This window comes from Amycolatopsis rhabdoformis, assembly GCF_035918295.1.
Taxonomy (GTDB): domain Bacteria; phylum Actinomycetota; class Actinomycetes; order Mycobacteriales; family Pseudonocardiaceae; genus Amycolatopsis; species Amycolatopsis rhabdoformis.
Window position 1 is genome coordinate 27,863 of the sequence record NZ_CP142149.1, and the last position, 12,853, is coordinate 40,715.

The 12,853-nt window shown below is 70.2% G+C and carries 15 protein-coding genes; 6 read left to right on the forward strand and 9 right to left on the reverse strand.

Annotated features, from left to right (window positions below; genetic code table 11):
* Positions 1-17 precede the first annotated feature (17 nt).
* On the reverse strand, positions 18-1,097 hold the full coding sequence (cobT, locus tag VSH64_RS00135; RefSeq protein WP_326569504.1) for a nicotinate-nucleotide--dimethylbenzimidazole phosphoribosyltransferase: 1,080 nt from the start codon (positions 1,095-1,097) through the stop codon (positions 18-20).
* A 151-nt stretch (positions 1,098-1,248) separates the two neighbouring features.
* Between cobT and VSH64_RS00140 the strand changes: the two genes are divergently transcribed.
* Complete coding sequence (locus VSH64_RS00140; RefSeq protein WP_326569505.1) at positions 1,249-1,818, forward strand: dihydrofolate reductase family protein; 570 nt, start codon at positions 1,249-1,251, stop codon at positions 1,816-1,818.
* A gap of 11 nt (positions 1,819-1,829) precedes the next feature.
* Positions 1,830-2,519 carry an IspD/TarI family cytidylyltransferase gene (locus tag VSH64_RS00145; protein ID WP_326569506.1) on the forward strand — a complete coding sequence of 230 codons (690 nt, stop codon included), beginning with the start codon at positions 1,830-1,832 and terminating at the stop codon, positions 2,517-2,519.
* 67 nt (positions 2,520-2,586) lie between these two features.
* Here VSH64_RS00145 and VSH64_RS00150 read toward each other — a convergent pair whose 3' ends face one another.
* Both VSH64_RS00150 and VSH64_RS00155 read right to left on the reverse strand, forming a co-directional pair.
* A complete protein-coding gene (locus tag VSH64_RS00150) occupies positions 2,587-3,582 on the reverse strand; it encodes an aldo/keto reductase family protein (protein WP_326569507.1) in 996 nt (331 codons plus the stop codon).
* A gap of 160 nt (positions 3,583-3,742) precedes the next feature.
* Positions 3,743-4,390 (reverse strand): DUF3043 domain-containing protein, encoded by a 648-nt coding sequence (locus VSH64_RS00155; RefSeq protein ID WP_326569508.1) that lies wholly within the window; start codon positions 4,388-4,390, stop codon positions 3,743-3,745.
* A gap of 145 nt (positions 4,391-4,535) precedes the next feature.
* Between VSH64_RS00155 and VSH64_RS00160 the strand changes: the two genes are divergently transcribed.
* A complete protein-coding gene (locus tag VSH64_RS00160) occupies positions 4,536-4,913 on the forward strand; it encodes a HesB/IscA family protein (protein WP_220237940.1) in 378 nt (125 codons plus the stop codon).
* Positions 4,914-5,013: 100 nt separating this feature from the next.
* Here the strand turns inward: VSH64_RS00160 and VSH64_RS00165 are convergent, their stop codons facing one another.
* Complete coding sequence (locus VSH64_RS00165; RefSeq protein ID WP_326569509.1) at positions 5,014-5,196, reverse strand: hypothetical protein; 183 nt, start codon at positions 5,194-5,196, stop codon at positions 5,014-5,016.
* 144 nt (positions 5,197-5,340) lie between these two features.
* On the opposite strand from VSH64_RS00165, the gene VSH64_RS00170 reads away from it, so the two are divergent.
* Positions 5,341-6,330 carry a carbohydrate kinase family protein gene (locus VSH64_RS00170; protein ID WP_326569510.1) on the forward strand — a complete coding sequence of 330 codons (990 nt, stop codon included), beginning with the start codon at positions 5,341-5,343 and terminating at the stop codon, positions 6,328-6,330.
* Positions 6,331-6,395: 65 nt separating this feature from the next.
* Here the strand turns inward: VSH64_RS00170 and VSH64_RS00175 are convergent, their stop codons facing one another.
* The gene (locus VSH64_RS00175; RefSeq protein ID WP_326569511.1) at positions 6,396-6,872 is read right to left on the reverse strand and encodes a hypothetical protein; all 477 of its coding nucleotides are present in this window, start codon (positions 6,870-6,872) and stop codon (positions 6,396-6,398) included.
* Between the two features lie 141 nt (positions 6,873-7,013).
* Positions 7,014-8,948: an asparagine synthase (glutamine-hydrolyzing) gene (gene asnB / locus VSH64_RS00180; protein ID WP_326569512.1), complete on the reverse strand. Its 1,935-nt coding sequence runs from the start codon at positions 8,946-8,948 to the stop codon at positions 7,014-7,016.
* A gap of 195 nt (positions 8,949-9,143) precedes the next feature.
* On the opposite strand from asnB, the gene ctaC reads away from it, so the two are divergent.
* Both ctaC and VSH64_RS00190 read left to right on the forward strand, forming a co-directional pair.
* Entirely contained in the window at positions 9,144-10,091 is a 948-nt protein-coding gene (gene ctaC, locus VSH64_RS00185) for an aa3-type cytochrome oxidase subunit II (protein WP_326569513.1), read from the forward strand.
* Between the two features lie 39 nt (positions 10,092-10,130).
* Entirely contained in the window at positions 10,131-10,553 is a 423-nt protein-coding gene (locus VSH64_RS00190) for a cytochrome c oxidase subunit 4 (protein WP_326569514.1), read from the forward strand.
* Between the two features lie 334 nt (positions 10,554-10,887).
* On the opposite strand, the gene trpD is transcribed toward VSH64_RS00190, so the two are convergent.
* Genes trpD through VSH64_RS00205 form a run of 3 tightly spaced genes read right to left on the reverse strand, consistent with a single transcriptional unit; the run spans position 10,888 to position 12,841 of the window.
* Complete coding sequence (trpD, locus tag VSH64_RS00195) at positions 10,888-11,937, reverse strand: anthranilate phosphoribosyltransferase (RefSeq protein WP_326569515.1); 1,050 nt, start codon at positions 11,935-11,937, stop codon at positions 10,888-10,890.
* 7 nt (positions 11,938-11,944) lie between these two features.
* The gene (locus VSH64_RS00200) at positions 11,945-12,355 is read right to left on the reverse strand and encodes a hypothetical protein (RefSeq protein WP_326569516.1); all 411 of its coding nucleotides are present in this window, start codon (positions 12,353-12,355) and stop codon (positions 11,945-11,947) included.
* Positions 12,356-12,415: 60 nt separating this feature from the next.
* Positions 12,416-12,841 carry a hypothetical protein gene (locus tag VSH64_RS00205; RefSeq protein WP_326569517.1) on the reverse strand — a complete coding sequence of 142 codons (426 nt, stop codon included), beginning with the start codon at positions 12,839-12,841 and terminating at the stop codon, positions 12,416-12,418.
* Between the last annotated feature and the right edge of the window lie 12 nt (positions 12,842-12,853).

A 12,853-nucleotide genomic window follows, 5' to 3' on the forward strand; every position in this document is an offset into this window, starting at 1 on the left:
GGCCGACCGGCGACGGCTCAGGAAGCCGGCACCTGCGAAAGCGGCCCGGACACGCCGGACTGCTCGTGGGTGGTCATCTCCGCCAGCACGCGGGCGGCCATCATCAGCAGCGGCAGCGCGGTCACGGCGCCGGTGCCTTCACCGAGGCGCACGTCGAGGTCGAGCAGGCCGCCGAGGTCCAGGTGCTCCAACGCGAGCGCGTGGGCGGGCTCGCCGGTGAGCTGGCCGGACATCCACCAGCGCCGGGCGCCCGGCGCGAGCTCCTCGGCCACCATCGCCGCGGCGCAGACGACAAGCCCGTCGAGCACCACCGGGGTGCGGCGCACGGCCGCCTGGGCCAGGAAACCCGCCATGGCCGCGATGTCGGCGCCGCCGGAGGTGCGCAGGAGCGCGAGCGGGTCGGCCAGCACCACACGGGCACGGCGCAGCGCGTCGCGCACGGCGGTGGCCTTGCGCATCCACGCGTTGTCGTCGATGCCCGAGCCGCGGCCGACCACGGCCACGGGCTCGGTGCCGGTGAGCGCGGCCACCAGCACCGACGCCGGCGTGCTGTTGCCGATGCCGAGGTCGCCCGCCATGAGCAGGTCGGCGCCGCCGTCCACCTCGGCGTCGGCCACCTTCATCCCGGCGAGCACGGCGGCGCGCACCTCGTCGTCGGTGAGGGCGTCTTCCACGTCGATCGAGCCCGAGCCGCGGCGCACCTTGTACTCGCCGATCGAGCGCATGGCCGATTCCTCGGTGTCCACCGCCATGTCGACCACGCGCACGCTCGCGCCGGCCGCGGCGGCGAGCACGTTGATGGCCGCGCCGCCGGTGAGCATGGTCCCGACGAGCTGCGAGGTGACCTCCGCGGGATAGGCGGACACACCCTTCTTCGCGATGCCGTGGTCGCCGGCGAACACCACGACCCGAGGCCGGGTGAACGGCCGCGGCGGTGCCTGGCCCTGGCACGACGAGATCCACACGCCGAGCTCTTCGAGCCGGCCCAGGGACCCCGCGGGCTTCACGAGCTTGCTGTGCAGTGCGATCGCCGCCGACCGGGCCTGGTCGCTGGGGGGTTCGATCTCGCCGAACTCGATGCTGGTGTCCGCGTCCACGCCGGGCCTTCCTCTCGCGCGAGTTCTCGATCGTCAACCTACCGGCCGCCGCGGAAAATACTTCCGCGGCCGTGTCGAACTTCGCCCTCGCCGTTCGACGCGTCTTCGAGAGCCGCCCAGCGGGGGCGGAACCGGACGTGAGGAGCCTCCGATGGGCAGGATCGTGAACGCCACCTACATGACGCTCGACGGTGACATCACCAACATGGCCGCGTGGCACTGGGACTACTTCGGCCCCGAGGCCATGGCCAGCGGCAAGGCGCAGCTCGACCGCAGCGACGCCCTGATCATGGGCCGGCGGACCTACGACGGCTTCTCCGCCTCGTGGCCGCAGCGGGCGGGCACCGACGAGTTCGCCGACCGGATGAACTCGATCGACAAGTACGTGGTGTCCTCGACGCTGAAGGATCCGGAGTGGACGAACAGCCACGTGATCTCCGGTGACGTAGACGCCGTCGTGGCCGGCGTGCGCGCGGTGAAGGAGCGCACCGAGGGCGACATCCTGCAGTACGGCTTCGGCGACGTGACGCGGCTCCTGCTGGCCCACGGGCTGCTCGACGAGCTGCGCGTGTGGCTGCACCCGGTGCTCTCGGGCAAGGCGAAGTCCGAGGAACTGATCTACCGCGACACCGAGCGCGCGAACTTCACCTTCAACGGCAGCGAGGTGCACAGCACCGGGCTGGTGATCCTCAGCTACGTGCCGGCCAAGGCGGCCCAGTAGGGTCGCCGACCGTGGAGACGACAGCGGCAGGGGTCGTGCTGGCCAGTGGTGCCGGCACGCGGGTCGGCGCGGCGCTGAACAAGGTGTACCTGCCGATGGCCGGGCGCCGGGTCGTGGCGTGGTCGATGGCCGCGTTCGCCGCGGTGGCCGAGATCGGCGTGCTGGTGCTCGTGATCCGCGAGCAGGACGCTTCGCTGGCCGAGGAAGTACTCGCCGCGCACCCGGGCGAGGTCGAGGTGGTGACCGGCGGCGCCACGCGGCAGGGGAGCGAGCTCAACGCGCTGCGCCACCTCGCGCCGCGCATCACCGCCGGCGGCATCGACGCCGTGCTGATCCACGACGCCGCGCGGCCGCTGGCCACGCCGGCGCTGATCGGGGACGTGCTGGCGCAGACCCGCCGCCACGGGGGAGCCGTGCCGGGCCTGGCCGCCGACGACGTGGTGTCGATGGCGTCCGACGGATCCGTCGCGGCGCCGCTGCCGGGGGCCATCCGCGTGCAGACGCCGCAGGGGTTCCGGGCCGAGCCGCTGCTGGCCGCGTACGAGCAGGCCGAGGCCGAGGGTTTCCTGGGCACGGACACGGCTTCGTGCATGGAACGGTTCTCGCCGCTGCCGGTGCGCTGGGTGGCGGGCGGCGTGGAGAACCTGAAGATCACGTACCCGCACGACCTCGCGGTGGCGGAGCGGCTGCTGTCGCGCTGAGCGGACCGCCGGTTCGGGCGGCCCGCTCAGCGCCGGACATCACAGCACGTTCGTCACAGCCGGTTCATCACAGGGACGGGCTGCGCGTGAGCGAAGCGTCGCGCTCGACGACGGACTCGAGGGCCTCGTCGATCTTGGCCATCAGGTCGTCGTCCAGCTTCACGCCGGCGGCCTTCACGTTCTCGTGCACCTGCTCCGGGCGGGAGGCGCCGATGATCGCCGAGGCGACGTTCGGGTTCTGCAGGACCCACGCCACGGCCAGCTGCGCCATGCTCAGGCCGGCCTGCTGGGCCAGCGGCTCCAGCTTCGCGACGGCGGTCAGCGTCTCGTCGTTGAGGAAGCGCTTGACCATGTTCGCGCCGCCGTTCTGGTCGGTCGCGCGCGAACCCTCGGGGTGCGGCTGGCCGGCCTTGTACTTGCCGGTGAGCACGCCCTGCGCGATCGGCGACCAGACGATCTGGCTCAGCCCCTCGCGCTCGGACGCCGGCACGACCTGCGACTCGATCACGCGCCACAGCATCGAGTACTGCGGCTGGTTCGAGACGAACGGCACCTTCAGCTCACGCGCGAGCGCCGCGCCCTGCGTGATCTGGTCGGCCGACCACTCCGAGACGCCGATGTAGAGCACCTTGCCCTGGCGGACGAGGTCGGCGAACGCCACCATCGTCTCTTCCAGCGGCGTGTTGTGATCGAACCGGTGCGCCTGGTACAGGTCGAGGTAGTCGGTGCCGAGCCGCTGCAGGGACGCGGTGGCCGACTCCATGATGTGCTTGCGGGACAGGCCCTTGTCGTTCTGGCCCTTGGGCCCGGTGGGCCAGAAGACCTTGGTGAAGATCTCGAGGCTCTCCCGGCGCTGGCCCTTCAGCCCGCGCCCGAGCACCGACTCCGCCGCCGTGTTCGCGTACACGTCGGCCGTGTCGAAGGTCGTGATGCCGGCGTCGAGCGCCGCCTTGATGCAGGCCTGGGCCTGCTCCTCTTCGACCTGGGACCCGTGGGTGAGCCAGTTGCCGTAGGAGATCTCACTGATGTTGAGGCCGCTGCGGCCGAGGCGTCGAAACTCCATGGCCGCCAGCCTAGGCGGAGGTTGTTCGCGTTGCTAACGAACCTCCCCGATCGGGCAGTGGTGAGGCTCACGGCCGGCGGGATCGACCGCGCCGACGCGAGGGCCGGGCACGAAAACGGCCGCCCCACCCGGCGGGTGTGGCGGCCGTCACGAAAATTGCTCAGCCGGGGATCGGGTCGCCCGGGCGCAGGCGCGGCTTCGGGACCCGCAGCTTGCGGATCTGGCTGGCCCGCACGAAGGCGTACCAGCCGACGCCGCGGGTGGGCTCCTTCGGGAACCGCTCGCGGCAGGCGCGGGAGATCTTGCGGCCGTTGACCACGCCTTCGATGGCCATGACCAGCAGCAACGCCATGCAGATCAGGGTGATGTACTGCTGCGCCGCGGGCACCGGGATCAGCAGGGCGAGGAACACCAGGATCGCGAGCGGCATGAACAGGCCCAGGATGTTGCGCCGGGAGTCGACGACGTCGCGCACGTAGCGCTTGACCGGGCCGCGGTCGCGCACGGGCAGGTACTTGTCGTCGCCCGACATCATGCGTTCGCGGCGTTCCTTGGCGGCGGCGCGCCGGTCGTCCTTGCTGACCGGGTTCTCCTTGCGGAGCTGCTTGTTGCGCTTCATCGCCTCGCGCATGCTGGTGGGCGGCGGGGCGACGGGTCCGCGCTTGCGTCCTTCCGCTTCCCGGCGCGACGGCGTGGCCCGGCCCTTGCCCGGCGTGTACGCCTTCCCGGTGGTCGACGCGGTGTCGACGACGTCGGCGTTGACGTCGTCGGCGGGGGTCTCGGTGGTGCTTCGGCGCAGGAACCTCACCTCACCAGGGTATTGCAGGCGTCACGACGATGTTCGGCAGGTCGCGCGATGTGCAACCATGGAGGGGGAACAGATCGGGTACTTGCGGTGTTGAACCGTTTCGCACGAGAAGTACCCGCAGCGAGTTCGACCTAGAGGGAGTGCCATGACGACCGCTGAGCAGACCGGTGCGGCGCAGGCCGAGACCGCCGAGGAGACCCACGGCGTGACCTTGACCGACGCCGCGGCGGTCAAGGCGAAGGCCCTGCTCGAGCAGGAGGGCCGCGACGACATGCACCTGCGCATCGCCGTCCAGCCCGGTGGCTGCGCGGGCCTGCGCTACCAGCTGTTCTTCGACGAGCGCGAGCTCGACGGTGACCTCTTCCGCGACTTCGACGGTCTGCGCGTGGCGGTCGACCGGATGAGCGCTCCGTACGTGTCCGAGGCTGTGATCGACTTCGTCGACTCGATCGAGAAGCAGGGCTTCACGATCGACAACCCGAACGCGACCGGTTCGTGCGCGTGCGGTGACAGCTTCCACTGAGCCTGAGCACCGCGTTTGAGAGTCTCAGACACGAAGAAGGGCCCCGGCCGACTCGGCCGGGGCCCTTCTTCGTGCTCGGGGGTCTTCGCGCTGGAGCGGATCAGACGTAGGCGTCGAGGTCGGCCACCTGCGCGTGGCAGGCGTCGTCGACGATCCACGGCCGCGCGGCCCGCGGGTGCGGCATGCGGTCGGTGGTGAGTCCTTCGCTGCGCAGCGCGGACGGGATGTGGGCGCAGTCGGCGATGAGCTCGCCGAGGTCTTCCGGTTCAGTGGCCGTGTTCACTTCCGTAACGCTATTGATCCTCTTGCGACTGGGAAAGCGGTACCAGCCGGTAGTGTCGGCCGAGGCGCCGGAACTACCCGGACGGGTCATGACCTGCGGGTAACCGCGCCGGAGTCGCACGAACACACACCCAGAGGAGAACCGGTGGCAGACAAGGCCAGGATCGCCGTGTCCGGCAGCATCGCAACCGATCACCTGATGCACTTCCCCGGCAGGTTCGCCGAGCAGCTGGTGGCCGAACAGCTCCACCGGGTGTCCCTGAGCTTCCTGGCCGACGACCTCGTCGTCCGCCGCGGCGGCATCGGCGCCAACATCGCGTTCGGCCTCGGCGTGCTCGGGGTGAACCCGGTGCTCGTGGGTGCCGTGGGTTCCGACTGGGCCGACTACGCGTCGTGGCTGGAACGCCACGGCGTGGACACGAGCGGCGTGCTGGTGTCCGAGGTCGCGCACACCGCGCGGTTCGTGTGCACCACCGACGAGGACCTGTGCCAGATCGCGACGTTCTACGCCGGCGCCATGGCCGAGTCGCGCAACATCGAGCTCAAGCCCGTGGCCGACCACGCCGGTGCGCTCAGCCTCGTGCTGATCAGCCCGGACGACCCCGAGGGCATGGTCCGCCACGCGCAGGAGTGCCGCCAGCGCGGCTACGAGTTCGCCGTGGACCCGTCGCAGCAGCTGGCCCGCATGGACGGCGCGCAGGTGCGCGAGTTCATCGAGGGCGCCAAGTACCTGTTCAGCAACGATTACGAGTGGGAACTGCTGCTGCAGAAGTCGGGCTGGACCGAGGCCGACGTGCTCGCCCGCGTCGGCATGCGCATCACCACCCTCGGCGAGAAGGGCGTGGAGATCATCGGCCGCGACGGCCTGGCCCTGCAGATCGGCGCCGTCCCCGAACGCGGCAAGGCCGACCCGACCGGCGTCGGCGACGGCTTCCGCGCCGGCTTCCTCGCCGCCCTCGACGGCGGCCTCCCGCTCGAGCGCGCCGCCCAGCTCGGCTCGCTCATCGCCGTGCTCGTCCTGGAAACCGTCGGCACCCAGGAATGGACCTTCGACCGCACCGACGCCCTCGCCCGCCTCGGCGACGCCTTCGGCCCGGCGGCGGCCGACGAGATCGCGCCGGTGCTGCCGGCCTGAGGCTTTTCACGGCGGTGGCCGCCCCTGGGGTGTTCCTCGGGGGCGGCCACTTTTTCGTCGGTGGATCAGAACCAGCCGGTTCGGGTGAGCGAGCTGCCGCAGGCGAGCGCCGCCCGGGCGAGCCGACCGTTGAGGTTGTTGGCGATCCGGGTCTCGCCGCTGCCGTAGGTCACCCGCTCCTGCTCGTTCACCCAGGTCGCGCCGCCATCGTCGGAGCGGTCGACGAAAACGGTGCAGTTGTCCGTGCCCGAGTTGGTGAGGGTGTCGCGCACCTCGGCTTCGGCCCCGCACCCGCCGAAGTACATGAGGTCGATCTGCATCGGGTGGGAAGTGCCGTCCGAGCCGATCACCGACGTGAACACCCGCCGCACCGAGCTGAAACTGCCGTGCGGACAGGGTCCGCTCGACGGGAACTCGCCCTCGTGGGCGTAGCTGCCGTAAGGCGCGCTCGACAGCGGAGCCGCGTTCGCGGGCGCGGTCGCGAACGACAGGGCAGCCGCGGCCACCGCCGTGGTCAGGAGTGCTTTCCGAAGAATCTTCATAACGAAAACGCTGCCCGACCGAAAACACGGCGCCAAGCTGTTCGAGCACCCTCGAAATCCCCGTCCGGACCTTGCGGAACCGGGGCCGGACGGGGATTCAGGGTGACGTTGGCCACCCGGCGAACGCGAGCGGAAACCGGGTCAGAGCTTCACCGGGTACACCGGCTCCGGGATCTCCGGCTTGATGCGGTGCTCCACGAAGATGCCGTGCCACAGCATGAACACCAGCAGGGCCCAGATCTGGCGGCTGCGGTCGAGCTGGCCGGCCTTGTGCTCCTCCAGCAGGCGCAGCACGGCGGGCTTGTCGAGCAGCTCGTCGGTCTTCGAGTCGTTGATGATGGCGCGCGCCCAGTCGTACATCTCGTTGCGCAGCCACAGGCGGATGGGCACGGGGAAGCCGAGCTTGCGGCGGTTGAGCACGTGGGGCGGGATGATCTTCGCCAATGCCTGGCGCAGCGCGTACTTCGTGGTGCCGTGCGCGAGCTTCTGGTCCAGGGGAATGGACGCGGCGACCTTGAACACCTCGGCGTCGAGGAACGGCACGCGCAGTTCGAGGGAGTTGGCCATGGTGACCTTGTCGGCCTTCACGAGGATGTCGCCGCGCAGCCAGGTGAACAGGTCGACGTGCTGCATGCGCGCCACGGGGTCCCAGCCGCGCGAGACGTCGTACCAGGGCGCGGTGACGTCCTTGAAGCCCACGCCTTCCTGGTAGGTCCGCAGCACGTTGCGCAGCTGGTCGTCACGGAAGTTGCGGGCGTTGCCGTAGTAGCGGTCCTCCAGCGGCAGCGCGCCGCGGCGGAGCAAGTCCTTGCCGCGGGTGCCTTCGGGGATCTTCGTGGACACCTTGCCGATGAGCTTGCGCACACCGCCGGGCACCTTTTCGAACGGTGCCAGCGAAATCGGCTCGTTGTAGATCGTGTAGCCGCCGAACAGCTCGTCGGCGCCCTCGCCCGACAGCACGGCCTTCACGTGCTTGCGGGCCTCGCGCGCGATGAACCACAGCGGCACCAGCGCCGGGTCGGCCACCGGGTCGTCGAGGTACCAGACGATGAGCGGAAGCGCTTCCATCATCTCGTCGGCGGAAACCGTGCGCACCACGTGTTTCACGCCGATCGCCGCGGCCGATTCGGCGGCCACGTCCACTTCGGAGTAACCCTCGCGCTCGAACCCGGTGGTGAACGCGATCAGGTTCGGGTTGTGCTCCTTCGCCAGCGTCGCCGTGGCCGTGGAGTCGATGCCGCCGGAGAGGAACGCGCCGACCGTCACGTCGGGGTCGGAGATCATGTGCTTGCCCACCGAGTCGCGCATCACATCCGCGATGCGCTGGTACAGCTCCTCGGCCTCGCGCTCGCCGGTCACGGGCTTCGCGGCGAACTGCGGGTGGAAGTAGCGCGTGAACTCGACCTGTCCACCCGGGACGACGCGGAACGACGTGCCCGACTCAACCCGGCGCACCGCGGTGTGCAGCGATTCCGGCTCCGGCACGTACTGCAGCACCAGGTAGTGCTGCAGCGCCTTGCGGTCCAGCTCCAGCGCCACGCCGAGCGTGTCCGACAGCTCCAGCAGGCTCTTCTTCTCGCTGGAGAACGCCACCCCGCCGGGGCCGGCCGCGTAGAACAGCGGCTTGATGCCGAACGGGTCGCGCGCACCGAACACGACCTTCTCGGCCGAGTCCCAGATCATGAAGGCGAACATGCCGCGCAGCTTCTTCACCGCGTCGGCGCCCAGGTAGTGGTACGCCGCGACGATGGCCTCGCCGTCGCCCTCGGTCTCGAACTTCGCGCCGAACTCCTCGGCCAGCTCGTCGCGCAGCTCGCGGTAGTTGTAGATCTCCCCGTTGAAGTTCATGGTGTAGCGGCCCGGCGCCTCCGGCGGACCCCAGTGCAGCGGCTGGTGCGCGTGGTCGACGTCGATGAAGGCCAGGCGGTTGAACCCGTAGACGACCTCCGCGTCGGCCCAGGTGTCCTGCTCGTCGGGGCCGCGGTGGCGCTGGCAGCGCATCGCCGTGCCCACTGCTTCACGGGCGTTCGCCGCGTCGGTCTCGGTGCCGCAGATCAGTCCAAGCAGGCCGCACACGCGTACTCACACACCTCAGGGTCTTCGCCGGTCCGGGAAGGGCCCAGTATGCCGCGAACCGTGCACCGCGGACCGCATCGGGTGCGGGCGCGCGCGTTGTGGTCACCCCTTGGACAGCGGGAACCGTGAACTCGGCTAGGCTCCGCCTGTCACGAAGATCGGTCGAGGAGGCTCTGGGTGAAAGGGCGAGGCGCAGTGGGAAAACCAGCGCGCACCCACAGGGGTAAGCGAGTCGGCCGCGTCGCTGCGCTGGCCGCGCTGGTGGCGCTGACCGCGACGGGCTGCTCCGGAGACGAGATCCTCCGCTTCGGCTGGCCGGTGGGTGTCACTCCGCAGGCGGACGAGATGCGGAACCTCTGGACGTGGACGGTCATCGCGGCGCTCGCCGTCGGTGTCATCGTGTGGGCCCTGATCTTCTGGACCGCGACGTTCCACCGCAAGAAGAAGAACTCCGCGGTCGAGGGTCCCGAGGACCTCCCGCGTCAGTTCCAGTACAACATCCCGCTCGAGATCTTCACGGTCGTCGTGCCGACGATCATGGTCTGCGTGCTGTTCTTCTTCACGGCGACGACCGAGAGCGACGTCCTGGACAAGAAGCCCAACCCGGACGTGGTGGTCGACGTCATCGGCTTCCAGTGGAACTGGGAGTTCAAGTACGACGACGCCAACGCGAAGCGCCCGGACGGCACCCAGGTCAGCACCGTCGGTTCCTCCGGCGAGATCCCGCTGCTGGTGCTCCCCACGAACAAGACGATCGAGTACCGCCTGCGGTCCACCGACGTCATCCACTCGTTCTGGGTCCCGGAGTTCCACTTCAAGCGCGACGTCTTCCCGGACCCCGAGAAGAACAACCAGGACAGCTCGTTCCAGAACTCGATCGACCGCGAAGGCTCCTTCGTCGGCCGGTGCGCGGAACTGTGCGGCACGTACCACTCGGTGATGAACTTCGAGGTCCGCGCGCTCTCGCCGGACAAGTACGACCAGTACATCAAGCTGCGCACGGAAACGAACCCGAAGACGGGCCTGCCGAACACGGCTTCCGAAGCGCTGACGGCGATGAACTGCGGCGAGCTGTGCACCCCGCACGCGGTGACCACGCAGCCGTTCAACACCGACCGCACCGCGCGCACCGCGTCCAACTGACCGGTTCCGGCGAACCAGAGGAGTAGGGGAGAAAGTCCCATGAAGGTCGAAGCCCGGATTTTCTACATGGTGGCGGCGTTCGCCGTTGTCATGGCCGTCATCTACTGGGTCATGACCGCCCTCTACGCGACCGACCAGAAGGCCGAGCCCGTCGGCATCGTCTCGCTCTTCCTGACCGGTGGCCTCGCGTTCCTCGCGGGCAGCTACATGCAGTTCGTGTCCCGCCGGATCGAACCGCGCCCCGAGGACCGCGAAGACGCCGAGATCAGCGACGGCGCCGGCGAGCTGGGCTTCTTCAGCCCGGGCAGCTACTGGCCGATCGCCATGGCGGCCTCGGCCGCGCTGGGCGGTCTCGCGCTCGCGTTCTTCCACATCTGGCTGCTGGTCATGGCGCTCGTCGCCCTGCTCATCGCCATCGGTGGGCTGGTGTTCGAGTACCACACGGGCCCGAACCACGAGTGACGTCCGCCGGGGCTCTCCAAAGCCCTGGCTCTCCGACAGCCGCGCCGGTGTTCCGGCGCGGCTGTCGGCGTTTCCGGGGCTTTTCGAGGCGGTTCGGCGGGCCTGGGGTGTCCACCGTGGCCGGTCGGGCGTCCGGAGTGGAGCGGGCCGGTGAAAAACCCGTGCCGCGCCCCCTCAGCCGCGCTCCTGAGCCGCCTGGACGCTCCCGGAGGATCCACGGCCGACGCGGTGGATCCGAACGGCCCCAGGGCTGCTGAGCCCCGAATCGACGAAGGCCGCACCGAAACCTCCGGTGCGGCCTTTCGCGCGAGAAACGGCTTCGGTGAAAAACCCGTCAGCGGGAGCCCGCCGAGAACTTCACCCACCGGTCGAGCACCGCGGCCGCGGCGCCCGAGTCGATGGCTTGGTTGGCCTGCTCCAGACCCACGGCCAGATCGTCCTCGAGGGACTCCGAGAAGCCCCGGAACGCGGCGAGCGCGGCCGCCGCGTTGAGCACCACCGCGTCGCGCACCGGGCCGAGCTCGCCGGCCACGAGCCGGCGCACCACTTCGGCGTTGGCGGTCGCGTCACCACCGCGCAGGTCCTCGGCGGTGGCACGCGGGATGCCCAGCGCGCTGGGGTCGAAGCTGCGTTCGGTCACGGTTCCGCCGGAGACCACCCAGACCGACGTGGTCGTGGTGGTGGTGATCTCGTCGAGGCCGTCGTCGCCGCGGGCCACGAGCACGGAGAACCCGCGCTGGGCGAACACTTCAGCCAGCACGCGGGTCTTGTCCGCGTAGGCGCAGCCGATCAGCGCGCTGCGCGGCTGCGCCGGGTTGGTGAGCGGCCCGAGCAGGTTGAACGTGGTCGGCACGCCCAGCTCACGCCGCGGCGGGCCGGTGTGGCGGAACGCGGGGTGGAACGCGGGCGCGAAGCAGAACCCGATGCCGATCTCCTCGAGCGACCGGTGCACGGCCTCGGGCGGCAGGTCGATGGCCACGCCGAGCGTCTCGAGCACGTCGGCCGCGCCCGATTTCGACGAAGCGCTGCGGTTGCCGTGTTTGGCCACCGGTGCGCCGGCCGCCGCTGTGACGATCGTCGCCATCGTGGAGATGTTGACCGAGTTGGACCGGTCGCCGCCCGTGCCGACGATGTCGACGGCGGGCGAGGTCAGCTCGATGCGGCGCGCGTGCGCCAGCATCGCCTCGGCCATGCCGGAGATCTCCGCGGGCGTTTCGCCCTTGGCGCGCAACGCGATCGCGAACCCGGCGATCTGCGCCTGCGAGGCCGCCCCGGACATGATCTGGTCCATGGCCCAGGCCGTGTCGTCGGCGGACAGGTCGGAGCGCTCGATCAGCTGCGTGAGCAGCGCGGGCCACGTGTGGGGGACCGGGGTGGTGCCCATCCCGGGCTCAGCCGTTGACGGCGGGCACGCGCCCGGCGCGCAGCACGCCGGCGACGGTTTCCGCCGCGGTCAGCGGGTCGAGCGGGTGCACCAGCACGGCGTCGGCCTGCGACCAGGTGGCGAGCCAGCGGTCGTCCTTGCGCCGCACGGAGACCACGATCGGCGGGCAGTCGGTGATCTCGTTCTTGAGCTGGCGGGTCAGGCCGATGCCGCCGGTGGGCTGGGCCTCCCCGTCGAGGATCGCGAGGTCGACGGCGCCGGCGTCCACCTCGGACAGCACGTCGGCGATCCCGGCCGCCTCCACGTACTCCACGCGGCCCAGGTCGGCGGCGGGCCGCCGGCCGACGGCGTTGATGATCGCGTCGCGGACCTCGGCCTTGTGGCTGAACACCAGGATCCGCTTCGTCTGCTCGCCCATTGAGCACGCCTCCGTCTCGTCACGGGTGGAACCCGGCGATCGTATCGGCCGAGATGCATCTCACGCGGACGCGGTCGGCGACTCACCCGGTTGCCGCGCGTCCCAGCCGAGCGCGTCGCCGCCGAGGCGCTGCGCCAGACCGGCCATGCGGGAGCGTTCCTGGGCGCAGTGCAGGGCGTCGAGCACCTGCACCCGCAGGGCGTGGACCAGCACGCGGTCGCCGTCGGGGCCCTGCTCGCGCAGTTCCCAGCCGTCCTGGGCCAGGATCGCCGCCGCCTCGGCCACCCGATCGGCCGGCAGGCTCAGGTGGTGCACGAGCACCGCCGGCGCCGCCGCTACCCAGGCGGGTGAATTCGCGAGCACGGCCGAGTCCGCCACGACGGGGTCGAAGGCCTCCGCGACGATCACCAAACCGGGCGCATCAGGCGTCAGACCGGGACTTTCGCGCTTTCGGGCCAGGTCACGGAGCCGACCGAGCAAACTCACGAGTAGCTCCTG